Here is a 20,542-nt window from a genome sequence, read left to right on the forward strand (position 1 = left end):
GGAGGAAACGGAGAAACGATCAGTGGACCCGCCGCAGGGCCGCGGTCACCGGGTTGCGCGGCTCGTTGACGAGGGTGACCCCCTCGGGCAGCCCGGTGACGGTGGCGCCGTTCGCGCCGACCTCGATCGTGACCCTGGAGCCGGCGATCGGCAGCCCCTCGACCCGCAGGCCCTCCAGGTCGACGGGATCCAGCCACACCCGCCCGTACGGGATCCACGGTTCGAGGCGCAGCAGGCTCCTGACCAGCTGGACGGGGCTCGCCGCGGCCCACGCCTGCGGGGAACACGAGGTGGGGTAGGGCACCGGCCAGGTGAACTCGGCCCGGTCGAACCCGCAGAACAGCTCGGGCAGCCGCCAGCCGAAGACCTCGGCCGCGTCCAGCAGGCCGAAGGCGATCCGCTTGGCCTCGCCCGTGAAGCCGTAGCGCATCAGCCCGGCCGCGACCAGGGCGTTGTCGTGCGGCCAGACCGAGCCGTTGTGGTAGCTCATCGGGTTGTAGGCGCCCATGGTGGTGGCGAGGGTCCGCACCCCGTACCCGGTGAACATCTCCGGCGAGAGCAGCCGCTCGGCGACCTGGGGGGCCCGGTCCTCGTCGACGATGCCGGTCCACAGGCAGTGGCCCATGTTGGAGGCGAGGCTGTCGATGGCGCGTCCGGCGCCGTCGAGGCCGATGGCGTAGTAGCCCCGGTCCGGCAGCCAGAAGCGCTCGTTGAAGGCGTCCCTGACGCGTTCCGCGCGGGCCCTCCACTGCCCCTCAAGGGCGCTGTCGCCCACCTCGTGGGCGAAGTGGGCGCGGGCGATGTAGGCGGCGTAGACATAGCCCTGGACCTCGGCCAGGGCTATGGGCGGGTTGGCGAGGGTGCCGTCGGCGAAGTTGATGCCGTCGAAGGAGTCCTTCCATCCCTGGTTGATCAGCCCGTGGTCGGTCTTGCGCCGGTAGGACAGGAAGGGGTCGGAGGACCTGCGGATCCAGTCGAGGGCGGCCTCGACGTTCGGCATGAGCCCCTCGACGGCCTCCCCGTGCATGCCCCACCGGCGCAGCTCGCCCATGACCATCACGAACAGCGGGGTCGAGTCCACCGAGCCGTAGTAGGCGAGGCCCGCGTGCGGCGAGGCACCGGTCTGCGTGCCGAAGCGGAGCTCGTGCAGGATCTTGCCGGGCTCCTCCTCGGTCAGCGGGTCGTCGACGGTGCCCTGCAGCGCGGCCAGGCGCCTGAGGGTGCCCACCGCCAGGCACTGGTCCAGCGGGAGGGCCATCCAGGAGGTCAGCAGCGAGTCGCGGCCGAACAGGGTCATGAACCACGGCGCGCCCGCGGCGATCGTCGGCGGCTCGTCCGGCTCGCCGGGCTTGAAGAGCCGCAGCGCTCCGAGATCCTCCCTGGAGCGATCCAGCACCTGGGCCAGGCGGCGGTCGGAGGTGAGGACGACCGAGCTGAGGCGCTCCCAGTCGGCGCGGCGCCTGGCGGGCTCCGCGTGCTCCAGCGGGTGGTGGGTGGAGAACCACGCGGGTGACTCCTCGCCCTCCAGGATCGGATTGACCTGCAGGCTGGCGGTCCACTCCCCCCGCGCGGGCACGACGACGCGGAAGATGAGCAGGCCGGGAACGACGAACGGCGTCGGCTCGGCCACCACCCTGGTGCCGCGCGAGCGGCAGGCGGAGACGATCAGCAGTCCCGTCCTGTCGGGTGTCATCTCCACGTCGGTCACGTGCCGGATCCGGCCGGCCTTCACCTCGAACAGGTCGGCCACGTCGGAGGTGACGTGGATGTCCACCACGCATCCGGCGGGCTCGCCGGCCAGGTTGCGCAGGGTCAGGTCCTCGCGCAGGCCGCCGCCGACGTAGCGGTCCCTGATCACGAGCAGGCTGCTCTCGGCCCGGCCGGGGCGGGGGCCCGCCCTGCCGAGGAACGTCGCGTGGTAGGGCTCGGCGGGGAGCACCCTGAGAGCCTCCACCGGCAGCTCGTCCACCCGAAGCTCCCAGCGCGACAGCATCCGGGTGTCGGCGTGGTAAACACCCTGGGCCCCGCCGGGGAGGATGTCGCCGTTGCGGGCGCACACGCAGAAGGAGCCGCCCTCGACCAGCGTGACCGCGGTGTCGCCCAGCGCGCCCGGCTGGCCCTCGAACGTCCATCCGTCCAATGTTCTCTCCAGGGTGTACGAGATGCCGGCTATCTAGCCATTCCCGCCACAAACAAGAAAGAACTCCACAAAAGACGGATCTGTCGGGTTTTGCCCCATAAAAGAGGTTTTTGCTGATTCGACCCGGCCTTCGCAGCCGGAGCCGCTCGCCGGAGGACCACACGTCCCCCATGACAAAAGCCACGAAAGACAGGCCCCGAGCGAACGGTTGGAGTCACAACCGGAAAGACCCTGGCAGACCCGGACGTGAACCGATAGTAGTCATCCAACTACTTTCAGTGACGACGAAAGGGAGGATGTCGTGCCAGGTATGAACCGGCGGGGATTCGCCAGGCTGGCCGGGCTGGGCGCCGTGGGAGCGGTGGGCTCGGCCGTCGAACCGGCGGTCGCGGCGGCGGTCTCGCTCGCGGATCCGGCTCCCGCGCGCACCGGGCGGCAACCGCGCGACGGAAGGCGCTGGGACACCTGCACGCGGGTGGCGCGGGACCTGCTGCTTGTCGGCGAGGACGGCTCGGACCTCAAGCTCGAATACCTCAAGGTGCTGATCGACGAGGGCCTGCCCAGGACCCGCACCCCCAAGAAGATCCTTGTCGTCGGCGCCGGGATCGCCGGCCTGGTGGCCGCGACGCTGCTGAAGCGGGCCGGGCACCGGGTCACCGTCATCGAGGCCAACGGCAACCGGATCGGCGGCCGGATCAAGACCTTCGAGACCGGTTTCGCCGACCGGCTGCAGTACGCCGAGGCCGGGGCGATGCGCATCCCCGACTTCCACCCGCTCACGCTGGCGCTGATCGACAAGCTGGGCATCTCCCGGCGCCTGTTCTACAACGTCGACATACGGCCGGGCGACGCGGCGACCGGCCCGACACCGCCCGTCCTCTACACCCCGCGCCGCGGGCCGGTCTGGCGCTCCGGCCCCTCCCGGGGGGAGTTCACCGCGCCTGAGCGGGCGAACCACACCCTGATCCGGGTCAACGGCATCACCCAGCGCCGCGACGAGTACGCCAGGAACCCGCGCGAGATCAACGCCTCGTTCGGGCTGCGGGACGCCAGGACGGCCGGGAAGATCCTGGACGACGCGCTCGACCCGGTCAGGGACTACTTCTCCGTCGTCCGCGGCTCGCAGCGGGTCGACAAGCCGCTGCCGCAGCTGATCGAGGGCTGGGCCCGCGTCCTGTACGACTTCGACGACTACTCCATGAACCGCTTCCTGCGCGAGCACGCCCGGCTGAGCGACGCGGCGATCGACGCCATCGGCACCCTGGAGAACCTGACCTCCCGGCTGCCGCTGTCGTTCATGCACACCTTCCTGACCCGGAGCCTGGTCAATCCGTCGGCGACGTACTGGGAGATGGAGGGGGGCAGCCGGCAGCTGCCGTACAGGCTGGCGCGGGGGCTGCGCGGCGACATCAGGATGGACCGGCGGGCCGTACGGATCCAGCACACCGCGCGGGGCGTACGCGTCGAGACGGTCACCGAGACGGGCAGCACCGAGTCCGCCTCCAGGCCCCAGGGCAGGGGCGAGACGTTCGAGGGAGACCTCGCGATCATCACGATCCCGTTCTCCGCGCTGCGGCACGTGGAGATCGCCCCGGCCCTGCCGTACCCGAAGCGGCGCGCGGTGATCGAGCTGCACTACGACTCCGCGACCAAGGTGCTGCTGGAGTTCCGCAGGCGCTGGTGGGAGTTCGACGAGCGAGACTGGAGGCGCGAGCTCGGCTCCCGCTACCGCCCGGGGCCCGCGAGCCACGTGACGGGCGGCGGATCGGTCACCGACAACGCCAACCGGTTCGTCTACTTCCCCTCCCACCCCGTGCGCGGCAGCGAGGGCGGCGTCGTGCTGGCCAGCTACGCGTGGGCCGACGACGCCTCCCGCTGGGACTCCATGGACGACGCCGAGCGCTACGGTCACGCGCTGCGAGGGCTGCAGGAGGTGCACGGGGAGCGCATCTCCGAGTTCTACACCGGCCACGGCCGGACCCAGAGCTGGCTGCGCAACCGCTACGCCTTCGGCGAGGCCGCCGTCTTCACGCCCGGTCAGATGACCGAGATCCACCCCGCCATCACCGCCCCCGTGGGACGGCTGCACTTCGCGGGCGAGCACACCTCGCTGAAGCACTCCTGGATCGAGGGCGCCCTGGAATCGGCGGTCCGTACGGCCCTGGAGGCCAACGCCTGACCCCTCGCCCCGGTCTCTCCGCGTGGCCCGCGGCACCGACCTCCGCGGGCCACGCGCCACCGGGCCGCCGTACGATCAGGCGTGCTCCGGGGTCACGGCGCCGGGAACCTCTCTTGGGCGCCAGGGATCGAGTGCTCAACCCTACCCACCTCACCACGCAACGTGTCGGAACGCGGACACCTTCGGAGCCGTCCGTGTCGGAACGCCCTCCCCCGGCGTCCGTGCGCGACCGTTCACCGCATCAGGACGTTCACCGCACCGCTCACCGCACCGGGCCGTTCCTCACCGCACCGGAACGTTCGCCGTGCCGGGCCGTTCGCCGTGCCGGGCCGTTCGCCGTGCCGGAACGCGAAGACCTCCGCGCCTCTCCCGGAGAGCCGGGAGGAGCGCGGAGGTCCCACCACCGGGCAGCCGGTCGGATGGCCGCGCGGCGGGCGCCGGGCGGTCATCCGGCCGGTACCGGATGGTCACATGGTCAGCGGAGGGTGCCGTTGGTCATGCCGACGGGCTCCTCGGGCACCGCCACCAGGCCGAGCTCCGAGGTCGAGGCCACCAGCGGGTGGTCGGGGACGACCCGGACGGTGTAGCCGAAGGGGCCGGTGCGGTCGAGGGGGATGGTCCCGGCGAAGACGGCCCTGCCGTCGTCCCCCTCGGTCTCGACGGTCAGGTCGGCGTAGGCGGGGGCGGCCAGGTCGTCGTGGTCGCCGACCCGGCCGTAGGCGGCCTGGACCCGGATGTCCCCGGGCTCCAGCTCGCCCAGGGCGATGGTGGCCTTCAGCTCCAGGGACGTCCCGAGCTCCGGGGTGCTGTCGCCCAGACCCGAGGCCTCCACGTGCTCGACCCGCACGCCCGGCCAGGCCCTGCCGACCTTGAGCTTCCACGCCGCGAAGCTCCTGGCCTGCTCGTACCCCTCGCCGGAGAGGGCGCGGGCGGACTTGGCGGCCGGGGCGTAGAGGTCGACCACGTAGTCGCGGAGCATCCGCCCGGCCAGCACCTTGGGGCCGAGCGAGGTCAGGGTGTGCCTGACCATCTCCAGCCAGCGCCGGGGCAGCCCGTCGGCCCGGTCGTAGAACCGGTCGGCCACCTCGTGCTCGATCAGGTCGTACAGGGCGGCGGCCTCAAGCTCGTCGCGGCGGTCGGGGTCGGCGACGCCGTCGGCGGTGGGGATGGCCCAGCCGTTGGTGCCGTCGTACCACTCGTCCCACCAGCCGTCGCGGATGGACAGGTTGAGGCCGCCGTTGAGCGCGGCCTTCATCCCGGACGTGCCGCACGCCTCCAGCGGGCGCAGCGGGTTGTTCATCCACACGTCGCAGCCCTGGACGAGCAGCTGGCCCAGGGCCATGTCGTAGTCGGGCAGGAAGACGATGCGGTGCCGCACGTCCTCGGAGTCGGCGAACTTCACGATCTGCTGGATGAGCTTCTTGCCGCCCTCGTCGGCCGGGTGGGCCTTGCCCGCGATCACGATCTGCACCGGCTTGGCGGGGTCGAGCAGCAGCGCGCGGAGCCGGTCGGGGTCGGACAGCATCAGGGTGAGCCTCTTGTACGAGGGCACCCGGCGGGCGAAGCCGATGGTCAGCACGTCGGGGTCGAGGGCGTCGTCGATCCAGCCGAGCTCCGCCGGAGAGGCGCCCCGGTTGATCCACGACTGGCGGAGCCGCGCGCGGGCCGCGACGACCAGCTTCTCGCGCAGCCGCCCCCGGATGCCCCAGACGTCGCCGTCGGAGACCTTGCTGATGCTCTCCCAGCCCTGGGCGCGGTCGACCAGGGTGGGCAGCTCCCTGCCGGCCAGCTCCATGATCTCCCGGCCGACCCAGGTGGGGGCGTGCACGCCGTTGGTGATGAAGCCGATCGGGACCTCGTCGGTGTCGAAGCCGGGCCACAGGCGCTGGAACATCTCCCGGCTCACGGCGCCGTGCAGCTCGGAGACGCCGTTGACCCGCTGGGCCAGCCGCATGCCCATCGCGGCCATGTTGAACTTGCCGGGCTCCTCCTCGGCGCCGAGCGCGAGGATGCGGTCGACGGGGACCGTGGGCCACGCGTTGTCGCCGCCGAACTGACGGCCGATCATCTCGGCGGGGAAGCGGTCGATCCCGGCGGGCACGGGGGTGTGCGTGGTGAAGACGGTCCCGGCCCTGACCGCCTCCAGCGCCTCGTCGAAGGAGAGCCTGGCCTCGGTGAGCTCGCGGATGCGCTCCAGGCCGAGGAAGCCCGCGTGGCCCTCGTTGGTGTGGAACACCTCGGGCTCGGCGTGCCCGGTGACCCGGCAGTAGGCGCGGATGGCGCGGACGCCGCCGACGCCGAGCAGCAGCTCCTGGAGCAGCCGGTGGTCGCCGCCGCCGCCGTACAGGCGGTCGGTGACGTCGCGGGCGGCGGCGTCGTTCTCGGCCACGTCGGAGTCGAGCAGCAGCAGCGGCACCCTGCCGACCTGGAGCACCCAGACCTGGGCGTGCAGCGTGCGCTGCTCGGGAAGGCTGATCTTGATGCGTACGGGGGTGCCGTCCTCCTCCCGCAGGAGGGTCAGCGGCAGGCCGCCCGGGTCGAGGGAGGGGTAGTGCTCGAGCTGCCAGCCCTCGGGCGAGAGGGACTGGGTGAAGTAGCCGTGGCGGTACAGCAGGCCGACGGCCAGGATGGGCACGCCGAGGTCGCTGGCGGCCTTGAGGTGGTCGCCGGCGAGGATGCCGAGCCCGCCCGAATACTGCGGCAGGGCCGCGGCGATGCCGTACTCGGGAGAGAAGTAGGCGACGGCCTTGGGGGCCTCGGAGATGGTCTGGTACCACCGGGGGGCGGTCATGTACTCGCGGAGATCGTCGGCCGCGTCGGCCAGCCGCCTCAGGAAGCGGCGGTCGGCGGCCAGCTCGCGGAGCCTGTCGGCCTCCACGGCGCCCAGCAGGGCGACGGGGTCGTACCCCACGCGGCCCCAGATGGCCGGGTCGACCTCGCCGAACAGGTCCAATGTCTCTGGGTGCCACGACCAGCGCAAATTGAGGACGAGCTCGCCGAGGGAGGCCAGCTCCGGCGGCAGGACGGTGCGGACGGTAAACCTGCGGATTGCTCTCACGGTGCCAGACCCTAGTTACTCAGCGCCACGAGGGCGACCCCAACACTCACGCGTCTCCCTCTCACCGCTATCAATCCACCCCAAACACATCAAAGGTAGGTGATCGACTGTGAGGACGGCTCGCGGAAGAGTAAGAGGTGCCGCACTCTATCCATCGGCACGCATGAAGATGGACTATTGGGGCACCGGAGATACGAGCCAGATGTACTGCCCTCGGGAACCGGCCGTCCCAGCAGGGCGGGCTTCCGCTTGCCCCGAGACCGGCCGCCCCGGGAATGCTTGAAAAAACGAAGATCTTTCCTTGATTACTTCCCCGGCGGTACCGGGCGTGCCGCCGCTACCTTGAGACGCGATGATCGGACGAATCCCAATTCAGGACATCCACCCCACGGTCGACTGCGGGCGCCGCCCCGCCAAGGCCGCCGCGGGTGAGACCTTCGAGATCTCCGCGACCGTGTTCCGCGAGGGACACGACGCGGTCGCGGCAGGGGCCGTGTTCACCGGCCCCGGTGGCGTGCGAGGCCCCCTGTTGCCCATGCGCGAGCTCGCCCCGGGCACCGACCGGTGGGGCGTGGAGGTGACGCTGCCCACAGAGGGTGAGTGGCGTTTCCGGGTGGAGGCGTGGGGCGATCCCTTGGCCACCTGGCTGCACGACGCGGGCATCAAGATCCCGCGCGGCATGGACGCCGACCTGATGTGCGAGGAGGGCGCCCGGCTCTTCGACCGCGCGGCGAGGGCGGTGCGGCCCGCCGACTGCGGGCCCGCGACCGGCCCCGCGAGCGGCGCGGTGGCGACCGGCAAACCGGCGAGCGGCAAGATCTCGGCGGCGCGGACGGCGAAGCGCCCCGGGACCGCGGAGCAGCACGCCTGCGGGCACCGGGCCGCGCTCCAGGCGATCGCGGCCAGGCTGCGCGACACCGACATCGACCCGCGGGCCCGGTTCACCGTGGCCCAGCTCCCGGAGACGGCGGCGCTGCTGCGTGCCCACCCGCTGCGCGACCTGGTGACGAAGTCGGCTCCGCGCACGGTCCTGGTGCACCGCCGCAGGGCGCTGTTCGGGTCGTGGTACGAGTTCTTCCCGCGCTCCGAGGGCGCGATCGTCGAGCAGGGCGTCGCCCCCAAGTCCGGGACCTTCCAGACCGCCGCCAAGCGGCTGCCCGCCGTGGCGAGGATGGGTTTCGACGTCGTCTACCTGCCGCCGATCCACCCGATCGGGCACAGCTTCCGCAAGGGGCGCAACAACACCCTGACGCCCGAGCCGTACGATCCCGGCTCCCCCTGGGCGATCGGCTCGGAGGAGGGCGGCCACGACGCCATCCACCCCGACCTGGGCACGTTCGAGGACTTCGACGCCTTCGTGGCCAAGACCCGCGAGCTGGGCATGGAGGTCGCCATCGACTTCGCCCTGCAGTGCGCGCCCGACCACCCGTGGGTCAAGGAGCATCCGGAGTGGTTCAACATCCGCGCCGACGGCTCGATCGCGTACGCGGAGAACCCCCCGAAGAAGTATCAGGACATCTACCCGCTGAACTTCGACAAGGACCCCAAGGGGATCTACGAGGAGATCAGGCGGGTCGTGCGGCTCTGGATGGACCACGGGGTGCGGATCTTCCGGGTGGACAACCCGCACACCAAGCCGGTGGCCTTCTGGGAGAAGCTGCTGGCCGACGTCCACACGACCGATCCGGACGTGTTGTTCCTGGCGGAGGCCTTCACGCGCCCCGCGATGATGCGGACGCTGGCCAAGGTAGGCTTCCACCAGTCGTACACGTACTACACGTGGAAGAACTCCCGCACGGACGTCGAGACGTATCTGAGCGAGCTCTCCCATGAGACGTCGCATTACATGCGGCCCAACGTGTTCGTCAATACTCCGGACATTCTCCACGAATACCTCCAGCACGGGGGAGTCCCGGCATTTCATATCAGGGCGGTACTCGCGGCCACGGCGATGCCGACGTGGGGCGTGTACGCGGGATATGAACTTGCGGAGAATGTGCCGGTTAGGCCGGGTAGTGAAGAATACCTTGATAGCGAGAAATATCAGTACAAACCCCGCGATTGGGTAGAGGCTGAGCGGGAAGGCCGTACCCTGGCCCCGTTCATCACGCAACTCAATTTGTTCCGAAGAGCACACCCGGCGCTCCAGGAACTGCGTAATCTACGGTTTCACAGCGTCAATCACCCGGATGTGATCTGCTTCTCCAAGCGGTTGCCCGGCGCCTATGACACGGCCACACGACGGCACGGCCTGGGCGACGTTGTCCTCGTCGTCGTGAACCTGGATCCGCACAACACCCACGAGGCGACGGTGTCGCTGGACATGCCCGCCCTCGGTCTCGACTGGCAAGCCGAGTTCGTCGTGGACGACGAACTGTCGGGCGAGTCGTATCGCTGGCGGCAGGACAACTACGTGCGTCTCGATCCCCACATCCACCCAGCGCACGTCTTCACTCTGCGTGCCGCGGCGGCGAACCAGCGGTGAGCCGGCCGGGTACGCCCATACCGGCAGAACAGCGGGGAGTCCACTGGTGAGTCAGCTACCTGAGCCAATTCCGAACACCTTCGACGAGGAAAAGCCGCGCGATCCGTACTGGTTCAAGCGTGCCGTCTTCTACGAGGTTCTCATCCGGGGCTTCGCCGATTCCAACGGCGACGGCACCGGAGACATCCGCGGTCTCATCCAGAAACTGGACTATCTCCAGTGGCTCGGTGTCGACTGCCTCTGGCTGCTTCCGCTGTACGAGTCGCCGCTGCGCGACGGCGGGTACGACATCGCCGATTTCATGAAGATCCTTCCTGATTTTGGCGATCTCGGAGATTTCGTAAAACTGGTCGATGAAGCGCACAAGCGTGGCATGAGGGTCATCGCCGACCTGGTGATGAACCACACCAGCGACCAGCACCCGTGGTTCCAGGCCTCCCGCCACGACCCCGAGGGGCCGTTCGGCGACTTCTACGTCTGGAACGACAACGACGAGCTCTACAAGGACGCCCGGATCATCTTCGTCGACACCGAGACGTCCAACTGGTCCCACGACCCGGTCCGGGGCCAGTACTACTGGCACCGCTTCTTCTCGCACCAGCCGGACCTCAACTACGAGAACCCGGACGTGCAGGACGCGATGCTGGAGGTGCTGCGCTTCTGGCTGGACCTGGGCATCGACGGCTTCCGCATGGACGCCATCCCGTACCTCTTCGAGCAGGACGGCACCAACTGCGAGAACCTGCCCAGGACCCACGAGTACCTGAAGCGGGTCAGGGCGGAGATCGACCGCCTCTACCCCGACCGGGTGCTGCTGGCCGAGGCCAACCAGTGGCCCGCCGACGTGGTCGAGTACTTCGGCGACTCCGCCACCGGGGGCGACGAGTGCCACATGGCGTTCCACTTCCCGCTGATGCCGCGCATCTTCATGGCGGTCAGGCGGGAGTCGCGCTACCCCATCTCCGAGATCATGGCCCAGACGCCGAAGATCCCGGAGAACTGCCAGTGGGGCATCTTCCTGCGCAACCATGACGAGCTCACGCTTGAGATGGTGACGGACGACGAGCGCGACTACATGTACTCGGAGTACGCCAAGGATCCCCGGATGCGCGCCAACGTCGGCATCCGGCGGCGGCTGGCCCCGCTGCTGGAGAACGACCGCAACCAGATTGAGCTGTTCACGGCGTTGCTGCTCTCCCTTCCGGGATCTCCCGTGCTGTACTACGGCGATGAGATCGGCATGGGGGACAACATCTGGCTGGGCGACCGCGACGGTGTCCGTACCCCCATGCAGTGGAGCCCCGACCGCAACGCGGGATTCTCCGACTGCGACCCCGGGCGCCTGTACCTGCCGGTCATCATGGACCCGATCTACGGCTACCAGGCGCTCAACGTCGAGGCGCAGCAGCGGAGCGCGGGTTCGCTGCTCCACTGGACCAAGCGAATGATCGACATCCGCAAGCGGCACCCGGTCTTCGGTCTGGGCGAGTTCACCGAGCTGAACTCCTCCAACCCGAGCGTCCTCGCCTTCGTCCGCGAGCTCGGCGACGACCGGATGCTGTGCGTCAACAACCTGTCCCGGTTCCCGCAGCCGGTGGAGCTCGACCTCCGCCGCTTCGAGGGATCGATCCCCGTGGAGACGATGGGCGGAGTTCCTTTCCCACCGATTGGCGAGCTTCCGTATCTTTTGACTCTTCCTGGGCATGGGTTCTACTGGTTCACCCTGCCACCCGCATCCCAGGAGGCGTAAAGCCGTGTTGACGGAGCTCCTTACCGGTTGGATCGCCCATCAACGATGGTTCGCCGGTAAGGGGCGCCCGATCGACGATCTCGTCGTCGACTCGGATGTGGAGCTGTCACCACGCCTGCGCCACCTGATCATCTCGGTTCACCAGTCAGGGGCACGCGACCGCTACCAGTTGCTGCTCGGCAGCGAGGCGCCGGAGTGGGCCCGCTTCAAACCGGCCCACATCGGCGGCGGCTACTACGACGCCGCCTACGACGCCGATCTCACCGGCACCCTGCTCGAAGGCATGGCCTCCGGCCGCGACCTCGGCGCGCTCCGCTTCCGCCACCTCGACGGGGTGGAGATCGACACCTCCAAGCGCAGCCTGGTCCTCGGCGCCGAGCAGTCCAACACCTCTCTGGTGTACGGCGACACCTACATCTGCAAGCTGTTTCGCCGCCTGACCGCCGGGGTGAACCCCGAGCTGGAGATCGTCACCGCCCTGGCCCGCCGCGACGGCAAGCACATCGCCCAGCCGTACGGCTGGATCGAGACCGACCTCGACGGCGAGACCACCACGCTGGCGATGACCCAGGAGTTCCTGTCGAACGCCAACGACGGCTGGGCCCTCGCCCTGGCCAGCGTCCGCGACCTGTACGGCTCCCTCGAACCGTCGGCCTCCGACGCGGGCGGTGACTTCAGCTCCGAGGCCTACCGTCTCGGCGTGACCACCGCCCAGGTCCACCAGGAGATGGCCGCCGCCTTCCCGACCGACGTGGTCGAGTCGCAGGAGGTCAAGCGGATGGTCGAGGAGTTCCGCCGCCGCCTGGGGATCGCGGTGGAGGAGGTGCCCGAGCTCGGCGAGCACGCCCACGTCGCCGAGGAGGCCTACCAGCGGGTCTCGGACGTGGCCGGGGAGATGCCCGTCCAGCGCGTCCACGGCGACTACCACCTCGGCCAGGTGATGCGCACCACCAACGACTGGATCGTCCTCGACTTCGAGGGCGAGCCGGGCCAGCCCATCGCCGAGCGCCGCGCCCTGTCCTCCCCGCTGCGGGACGTGGCCGGGATGCTCCGCTCCTTCGACTACGCCGCCCGCCACCTGCTGGCCGACCACCCCGACGCCGAGGCCCTGCGCCCCCGGGCGATCGAGTGGGCCGAGCTCAACCGCTCCTCCTTCCTCGCGGGCTACTCCGCCGGAGGGGGCCACCTCCACGCCGAGGACGCCGTCCTGCTGCGCGCCCTGGAACTCGACAAGGCCGCGTACGAGGTCGTCTACGAGACGCGCAACCGGCCGACCTGGCTGCACATCCCGATGTCGGCCTTCCAGCTGGGCCGTTGATCGGATCGCTGACGGTCCGCCGATCCGGGCCGCCGGCGGTCTGCGAGGTCGAAGGCCGTGTGCGGGACTCGCCCGGATTCCGATGGGGGTGACGGCGATCAGGGATCTTCCCGAGTGGATGCGGGAGTTTCGCGATCCGCTCCCGAGCTGGACCCCGCCTGACGAGCTGAGGAAACCCACTCCGTCGCCGCCGATGAACCTCGCGCTCACAATGCTGACGAGCTCGGTCATCGGGAACGACCTCGTCGATCTGATCGGTTCCTGGATCTCCTCCATGGCCGGGCTGAACATGTGGTTCAAGCGACCCGGCCGGCGAGCCCTGCGCGAAGGCGAATACCCCCGGCTTCTCGTACTTCCGGGCAATGTGGCCGAAAGAATCCACGGTTTCTGGCTGGCCTACCTGCGGGCGGTAGAGGAGTCGCGCGCGGGAGAGGAGTCGTCCAGGGGGGTCGCCGAGCCCGAGTACCAGGCCCTGCTCGACGCGGTTCGCGACGGGACGCAGGCCATCCGGGCGGCGATGGAGTAGGAATACGAGAGGTCGTCCACAGCCCTGGGCGACGTACGCGACGAGCTACCAGCGGCCGCCCTTGGTGAGCTGGCCGCGGACCGCGCCGTCGGGGAACTGCTTGGTGTGCAGGTTGGCGTACCAGTTCCTCGGGTTGTTCTTGATGCCCTTGAGCAGGCTGGAGTCGTTGACGACGACGGAGCCGAAGCTCGTGTTGCCACGGATCTTGCCGTTGGACAGCAGGTCGATGACGACGGGGCCGTTCTTGCCCGCCTTGCCCTTGTGGATGTGGAAGGCGCTGGGCTTGGCGGTCCTCTTCCACTGGACGAAGTAGTAGAAGCGGTTCCCGTGGATGCGGAACTTCGCGACCGCCACACCGTCCCGGTCGTTGACCTTCTTACCCGGCTCCGGCACCTCGTTCCTGCCCAGGAGCCCGGCGGCGAAGTAGTACTTCTTGGCCTGAGTGGCCTGAGTGGCCTGGCTGGCCTGGCCTGCCGCCTCGCCGGTGATCGCGGCGGCGGGTGCGGCCGTCGCCGCCTCGGCGGGCACCGTCACCGCACCGGCGGCCAGCGCCACTGTCGCCGCGCCCACCGCCGCGCGGCCCATCACGCGCCGCCAGGAGACACGCCCGCCACCGATCTGTTCAAAGGCATTCATGAGAACCTCCACCTTGATTCGCAGTGTCACTTTTCGGACACCGCAGACCCTAGGGAGTCAGCCGCTGATGTTATGCGTATAAATCCGCACAAGGGGTGATCGTGGGAAAGGTCACACAGAGGTCCTCGGAGTCTCCTTGGACACCCCGCCCACCGGCCGGACGCGGCAGGGTACGGTCGACCCGGTCAGCGGGACGGCACGCAGGGACACGCCCGCCCCCCGAAACCCCGGGGGGCGTTTTCGCAGGCCGGCCATAACGCTTACCTGTGAACCGCGTTCCTGTATGACGCTCTTACGCGGCCTGTGGAACGCTCTGCGCAAAGCGGATGCTGAAGATCGGGTGGGTATCAGGTGTCATCAGGTAGTGGGAGATCCGCATGGCGGCGTCCCGGTCGGGTCATCGCCTCGGTGGCGGGGGTCGTCGCGATGACGCTGGTGGCGGCGGGTTGCTCCTCCGGCGACACCGCTGAACAGGCGGATCCCGTCGTACGGCAGTCCGCCGCCGCCTCACCGGCGGCGCCCAGCGCCAAGATCCAGAAGGCGCCGCCGGTCGACCCCGCGTGGCCTCGCTGGGGGCTCACCCACACCGGGGTCAGCGCCAACAACGTCACCCAGGAGTTCGAGCAGGTCGTGGCCGGGACGCTCGCCAAAACCCCGATGCTGCAGAACCAGCACATCATGGGGTTCGGAGCGCTCAACCCCCAGCCCCGCCCGCGGGAGTTCTACTGGGAGGACCTCGACAGCCGGACGAACCTCATGAGGAAGTCCGGCGGCACGCAGGTCATCACGCTCTGCTGCGCCCCCGACTGGATGAAGGGCGGTCCCGAGGGACCGACCACGGACGTGGGCTGGGACGAGCACCTGGAGGACGCGCCCTACCCCAAGCACTTCGACGACTTCGCCAAGCTGTCGGCGGCCGTCGCCACCAAGTACCGCGACGTCAAGTACTTCATGGTCTGGAACGAGTTCAAGGGCTTCTGGAAGGACCACTCCAAGCCCGCGGACTTCAAGGGCTACACCACGCTCTACAACAAGGTCTACGACGCGGTGAAGGCGGCCCGGCCCGACGCCATGGTCGGCGGGCCCTACCTCGGCTTCGACAGCAACAGGACGGGCAAGTCCGAGCTGCGGGGGAAGTGGGGGGTCGTCAACCAGAACGCCCTGGACGCCTTCGAGTACTGGTTCAAGAACAAGAAGGGCGCCGACTTCGTCGTGGTCGACGGCGCCTCGCTGACCGACGCCCACGAGATGCTGCCCGACGCGTTCGGAGCGCTGAGCAAGTTCAGCGCGGTCACCACCTGGCTGCGCGAGAGGACCGGCGACATGCCGGTCTGGTGGGCGGAGTGGTATTTCGTCCCCGAGGACAACACCACGTGGCCCGAGCCCATGCGGCTCGCCGTCCAGGCCGCCTCGATGATCGAGTTCGCCGAGAGCGGCGCCGCCACGGCGCTGTACTGGAACCCGCAGACCAAGCAGGGCACCTGCCAGGGGTGCATGTGGGATCCGCGGACCGGTGCCACACTCCCCACCGGCAAGCTGGTGAGCGACTTCACCACGTGGTTCCCGGCCGGAGCCGAGCTGGAGAAGGTCACCTCCTCCGATCCCGGGGTCCGGGTGCTCGCGCAGCCTCGGCAACTGGTGATGGTCAACACCACCAAGGCGGAGGTCACCACGACCGTGGACGGCGAGGAGTTCACCCTCCGGCCCTACGAGATCAGGTGGAGCGACCGCTGACCTTCCAGCGACCGCCGACCTTCCAGCCACCGGCCGCCCCCTCGGCGGCCCGGCTCGGCGAAGACGGCCTCCCGCCCGACGCCGAGCAGGGGGCCGGCTCGCCACCCCGGCGGTGGTCGTCTCGAAGACGACGGTGCCGCTGAGAGAGGCGAGCCACCGAGGGGGGCCAAGCCGCCGATGTCCGGATTCTCCCGATGACCGGGGGTGGGGTGACGCTATGGTGGATCCGCTCGATGATCTGCTTTCGCTGTCGCTCCATGCCGCCGGTCGGCGGCTCCCCGCCGCGCTTCCGGGCGGTGGACGGCGGGCCGGAAGCGGAGACCGACGGATGCGGTGCGAGGGCGTTCGCGAGCCGGGATGGTCGTGGCCTCCGGCCCGGCGGGAGGTGCCCGCGTCCTCGCCGCAACCGGCAGGCCGACGCACCGCGACACGGTAAGGCGCCATGTTCGACAGAATCGATGTCCTCCCCCTCGGGAACGAAGACCCGCGCCGGATCGACCTCTACGGCATCGAGGGGCGCCTGGGGGTGGGCGGGCAGGGGGTCGTCTACCTCGGACGCACCCCGGACGGGCGCCCGGTCGCCGTCAAGGTCCTCAGCGGAGGGCTCCCGACGAGAGAGGTCCGCGCGCGGTTCGTCCGCGAACTCGCCGCCGCCCGCCGCGTCCCGCAGGCCCACACCGCGGCGATCCTCGACGCCGACGTCGACGGCGAACGTCCGTACATCGTCAGCGAGTACGTGGCCGGGCCGTCGCTGCAGGAGGCGGTCGAGAAGAACGGCGTGTTCGGGGAGAACACGCTGGAGCGGCTGGCCACCTACACGATCACCGCGCTGGCGGCGATCCACGGTGCCCGGGTGGTCCATCGGGACTTCAAGCCCTCCAACGTCCTGATCGGGTCGGACGGCCCCCGCGTCGTCGACTTCGGCATCGCCCGCGCTCTCGACTCCGGTGAGCAGACGACGAACTCCCTCATCGGCACTCCGCCCTACATGGCTCCCGAGCAGTTCAGCGGGCAACCCGCCGGGCCGCACACCGATGTCTTCGCGTGGGCGGCCACGATGGTCTTCGCCGCGACGGGAAACCCGCCCTTCGGCAGGACGTCCTTCGCCGCGGTGGCCAACAGGATCCTCAACGAGAGTCCCGACCTGGCGGGCCTTCCCTCTCCGCTGCGGGGCGTGCTCGCACGCTGCCTGGCCAAGGATCCCGCCGATCGGCCCACCGCCATCCAGGTGCTCCAGACGCTGGTCGGTCACGGCACCTTCGTCGAACCGTACCCACCGGGGTACCGGGCGGCGGGCCGTGGCGAGCCCGCCGCCGTCCCGTGGCAGCCGGCCGGGGCGGCGCTCCCGGTCGCCGACGACGTCGAGGCCGGGCCCACCAGGGCGGCCACTCCGTGGTTCAGGAGAGGCTCGGTGATCGCGTCCCTGACCGCCGCGACGGCGGTCGCCGCCGCCGTCACCGCGATCGTCCTCCAGGACGGGAGGCCGGACAACGCCGAACCGGGCGCCGCGAAACGTCCTGTGGAGACGCCCGTGGAGACGCCCGCCGTCAGCGGGCTGCCTGCGGGACTGGCCGGATTCTGGGACTTCGGCGAGCGGGCGGGCTCCAGGGCGGGGGACTCCGCGGGCGGCAACGGGCTGCTTCTCAACCGGGGCGCGAACTGGGAGGCGCATCCACCGCGGGCGGCGAAAGGCGCGCTGTACTTCGACGGGGTCAAGGGATACGCCGCGACCGACCGCGGGCCCGTCGTCGATTCGACGGAAAGCTTCACCGCCGCGGCGCGGGTTCGCATCGACCGCTCTCCCAGCGATTTCTACTACGCCGCCGCGGCGAGCCAGGAGGCGACGAACGGGTACTTCTCGTTCAGCGTGCAGTACATGTCCTGCACGGCTCGGGCGCGGCCGGATTCCACCTGCCCCGGCCGGGGGGGAGTACTGGACCCTGTCGGTGTACGGGGAGGGCGGGCGGCCTGAGCGGGTCGTCTCCTCGACGAAGGTCAAACCCCTGACCTGGGTGCATCTCGCGGCCGTCCACGACAGGGGGGCGGGCTCCGCCGGTGAGATCCGCATGTACGTCGACGGGCGACTCGAAGGGGTCAAGCTCCTGAAGGAGCCGATCCGTCCCTCCAGCGGTCCCTTTTATGTCGGCCGGTCCACTTTCGGCGAGCCGGTGGACTTCTGGCCGGGTGCCATCACCAATGTGGCCCTCTGGGACAGGGCGCTTTCCGGTGCGGAGGCACGAAGCGTCGCCGCCCGGATCTGACCGCGCGGCGAGCCCTTCCAGCGCTGTCCGCGGCGCGGCTCGCGGCGCCCCCCTGGGAGGAGTTCGCGTGCGCCCGGAGCGTTCCACCGGTCCTTCGACGGGTCTTCGGCCGGTACGTGACGGCTTCCCCGCGCCCGGTCCGTCATGAGATCGGTGCGGTTTCGCCCGGCCGCTTACGCCTGCGCATTCAGGCCGGAAAAAGCATGACCGATTAATGAAATCCACCAGATATGCCGCGAATCATTGCCGAAGCACTCGCATATAGGGCCTACAAAGGATCGCGGTGCGGGCGTAGCCTGATCGCCAGACGATCAGCCGGACGCTAAAACGATCAGGTGGCGTGTTGAGTGACGAAGCGACTCGCGTAGCAGGAAAACTCGCAATGTGGCTATCAGGACTATTTGCGATCGTTGCGCTACCTGTCGGAGTCATAAACCTGTTTCTCCCCCGGCCGATACCCGTACCACTCGATCTCGTGGCCGGATATCTCCTGGGCACCATGGCGACCTTCATCGGGTATGTCTACGGACGGCTTGAAAACATCCGTGACAGGCAGGAGCGACTGCTCCGGCAGCCGGCCAGGGGAATCGAGGTCTTCACCACCAGCGAGGAGTTTCTCGAGAAGCTGGTCAACATCACCGTCGGAGCCACCACCGTCAGCACCCTGAACCTGTCACCGCCCAAGGGGGAACACCCTGGTTTGGACAAGTATTTCACGGAGGTCCACAACAGCATAAAAAGCCGCCGGAGCCCGCTCAAGAGCTTCCGCAGCATAGCCAGCGTGGACACCATTCAGAAGTCGCTGTGGCTGGCCGAGCGGAGTTGCGAGCTGCTGGCCACCGGGCGGGTCTCCTTCGCCGTGTTCGATCAGGACTACATCGGCCCTCTCCCCCATCCGCTCAGCCTGCACATCACCCACAAGGAGGGCAGGGTGAATGTTTTCATATTCCCGCCGGTCGACCTGACGGGATCGATGGATTCGGTGCTGATCTCCGATCCGGTGCTGGCGAAGATCATGCTCGACTACTTCAACATGCGGTTCACGAAACAGTTCGGGGTGAACCTGTATCTGGAGGCCCCGGAAAACGGCGGAGAACTACACGTCTGGGATCTGACCTTCGACGGCGTCAGATCCCGGAACATTCCCTCCACGTCGAGGACGTACGGCTTCGACGCGGAAAGCCTGCCTTCTCCTGATATCACCATCAAGCCATGCGTCGGCGACCTGGTCATCATCAGGTCAACACGACTCCATGCGGTGAAAGAGACCACGCGGGGACGGCGTGTCAGCATTTCAGGATTCCTCGGAAGGGAGAGGACGTCGGATATCCTGCGCCTTTGGAGCTGACCCCGTGAAGCCACGGCACCAATCGATGGGCAATTCATGTTGAACAGTCATCACGGCCTTTCCGCAATGATGTCGGCGCACGATCAGAATAATTCATGGAGCCTGGACGACCTGGCTCCAGCCAGCCTGTTCGACATGAGCGGCAAAGTCGCCCTGATCACGGGAGCCGGTGGCGGCGTCGGAGGATGGCTGACCGCGGGACTCGCCGCCGCCGGAGCACGTGTCGTCATCAGTGATGTCGACACGGAGCGCTGCTCGGCCCTCATATCCCTGCTGGAGGCCGGGAAAGTCGACTTCACGGTGGTGATAGCCGATCTCCGGGATCCGCGCGCTCCCAAGAATCTCGCGGATGCGGCCAGAAAGGAATTCGGCACCCTCGACGTGCTGGTGAACGCCGCCGCCATCAACACCCGCGAGCCCATAGCGAACGTCACCCCGGAACTGTGGACCGAGATTTCGGATGTGAATCTGAAGGCGGCGTATTTCCTGGCCCGCGAGGCGATGCTCGTCATGCGGGCGGGCGGGGGCGGTTCCATCATCAACGTCACGTCGATAAACACGGAGATCGGGCTCGAAGGCGTCTCCGTCTACGGCGCCAACAAGGCGGCCCTGGCGCAGGTCACCAAGACGATGTGCATCGAATGGGCCCGATACAACATCAGGGCGAACTGTATATCCCCCGGATTCCTGATGACCTCGCTGTCACGCCCTCTCTGGGAGGACGCCGACCGCGCCTCCTGGATCCTGGAGCGCTGCCCCCTGCGCAGGCCGGGGATGCCCGCCGAGCTGGTCGGAGCGTGCCTGCTTCTGGCGTCGGACGCGGGTTCCTTCATCTCCGGGGCGAGCATCCGCGTCGACGGCGGGCTCCTGGCCGGAAGCCCGTGGAAGCCCGTGCCCGGCTGAACCTCGACCCGGCGGACAAGAACGTCCGGGCCCCCGTACGCCGCCGGGAATGCGGGAGGGATGGAAACTTTCACCGAAGGACGCGGGGGCGGCCCCGCCGCGGCACGCACCAAAGGTGTTTCCCACCTGTGAGAAAACACCGCGGGGAGGAAGGATCGCGCCGGACGCGTGCCCGTGCCCTCGCTCAGGTGATTGAAAATTTCG

Annotated in this window: 13 protein-coding genes; 10 read left to right on the forward strand and 3 right to left on the reverse strand. The window is 68.8% G+C overall.

Annotated elements, in window-relative coordinates; translation table 11 throughout:
* Window positions 1-19: 19 nt before the first annotated feature.
* Window positions 20-2,140: an amylo-alpha-1,6-glucosidase gene (locus ACSDR0_RS10320; RefSeq protein ID WP_435288532.1), complete on the reverse strand. Its 2,121-nt coding sequence runs from the start codon at window positions 2,138-2,140 to the stop codon at window positions 20-22.
* Window positions 2,141-2,450: 310 nt separating this feature from the next.
* On the opposite strand from ACSDR0_RS10320, the gene ACSDR0_RS10325 reads away from it, so the two are divergent.
* Window positions 2,451-4,319, forward strand: coding sequence for an FAD-dependent oxidoreductase (locus tag ACSDR0_RS10325; RefSeq protein WP_435288590.1), 1,869 nt, complete (start codon window positions 2,451-2,453; stop codon window positions 4,317-4,319).
* A gap of 475 nt (window positions 4,320-4,794) precedes the next feature.
* On the opposite strand, the gene glgP is transcribed toward ACSDR0_RS10325, so the two are convergent.
* Window positions 4,795-7,377, reverse strand: coding sequence for an alpha-glucan family phosphorylase (gene glgP / locus ACSDR0_RS10330; RefSeq protein ID WP_435288533.1), 2,583 nt, complete (start codon window positions 7,375-7,377; stop codon window positions 4,795-4,797).
* A gap of 352 nt (window positions 7,378-7,729) precedes the next feature.
* On the opposite strand from glgP, the gene ACSDR0_RS10335 reads away from it, so the two are divergent.
* The 4 genes from ACSDR0_RS10335 (at window position 7,730) to ACSDR0_RS10350 (ending at window position 13,456) form a co-directional block, all read left to right on the forward strand.
* Window positions 7,730-9,862, forward strand: a complete 2,133-nt coding sequence (locus tag ACSDR0_RS10335; RefSeq protein ID WP_435288534.1) for an alpha-1,4-glucan--maltose-1-phosphate maltosyltransferase — start codon at window positions 7,730-7,732, stop codon at window positions 9,860-9,862.
* A 46-nt stretch (window positions 9,863-9,908) separates the two neighbouring features.
* On the forward strand, window positions 9,909-11,612 hold the full coding sequence (gene treS, locus ACSDR0_RS10340; RefSeq protein WP_435288535.1) for a maltose alpha-D-glucosyltransferase: 1,704 nt from the start codon (window positions 9,909-9,911) through the stop codon (window positions 11,610-11,612).
* A gap of 4 nt (window positions 11,613-11,616) precedes the next feature.
* Window positions 11,617-12,930 (forward strand): maltokinase N-terminal cap-like domain-containing protein, encoded by a 1,314-nt coding sequence (locus ACSDR0_RS10345; RefSeq protein WP_435288536.1) that lies wholly within the window; start codon window positions 11,617-11,619, stop codon window positions 12,928-12,930.
* Window positions 12,931-13,018: 88 nt separating this feature from the next.
* Entirely contained in the window at window positions 13,019-13,456 is a 438-nt protein-coding gene (locus ACSDR0_RS10350) for a hypothetical protein (protein WP_435288537.1), read from the forward strand.
* Window positions 13,457-13,501: 45 nt separating this feature from the next.
* Here ACSDR0_RS10350 and ACSDR0_RS10355 read toward each other — a convergent pair whose 3' ends face one another.
* Window positions 13,502-14,092, reverse strand: a complete 591-nt coding sequence (locus ACSDR0_RS10355; protein ID WP_435288538.1) for a CHRD domain-containing protein — start codon at window positions 14,090-14,092, stop codon at window positions 13,502-13,504.
* Between the two features lie 408 nt (window positions 14,093-14,500).
* Between ACSDR0_RS10355 and ACSDR0_RS10360 the strand changes: the two genes are divergently transcribed.
* From ACSDR0_RS10360 to ACSDR0_RS10380, 5 genes are all read left to right on the forward strand, one after another.
* Complete coding sequence (locus ACSDR0_RS10360; protein WP_435288539.1) at window positions 14,501-15,826, forward strand: xylan 1,4-beta-xylosidase; 1,326 nt, start codon at window positions 14,501-14,503, stop codon at window positions 15,824-15,826.
* A 442-nt stretch (window positions 15,827-16,268) separates the two neighbouring features.
* A complete protein-coding gene (locus ACSDR0_RS10365; protein WP_435288540.1) occupies window positions 16,269-17,798 on the forward strand; it encodes a serine/threonine-protein kinase in 1,530 nt (509 codons plus the stop codon).
* Window positions 17,773-18,087 carry a LamG domain-containing protein gene (locus ACSDR0_RS10370; protein WP_435288541.1) on the forward strand — a complete coding sequence of 105 codons (315 nt, stop codon included), beginning with the start codon at window positions 17,773-17,775 and terminating at the stop codon, window positions 18,085-18,087. Before ACSDR0_RS10365 ends, ACSDR0_RS10370 begins: the two co-directional genes overlap by 26 nt.
* A 343-nt stretch (window positions 18,088-18,430) precedes the next feature.
* On the forward strand, window positions 18,431-19,435 hold the full coding sequence (locus ACSDR0_RS10375; protein ID WP_435288542.1) for a 2OG-Fe(II) oxygenase: 1,005 nt from the start codon (window positions 18,431-18,433) through the stop codon (window positions 19,433-19,435).
* A 135-nt stretch (window positions 19,436-19,570) separates the two neighbouring features.
* Window positions 19,571-20,338, forward strand: coding sequence for an SDR family NAD(P)-dependent oxidoreductase (locus tag ACSDR0_RS10380; RefSeq protein ID WP_435288543.1), 768 nt, complete (start codon window positions 19,571-19,573; stop codon window positions 20,336-20,338).
* The last annotated feature ends 204 nt before the right edge of the window (window positions 20,339-20,542 follow it).

The organism is Streptosporangium sp. G11 (assembly GCF_051192615.1).
Taxonomy (GTDB): Bacteria; Actinomycetota; Actinomycetes; order Streptosporangiales; family Streptosporangiaceae; genus Streptosporangium.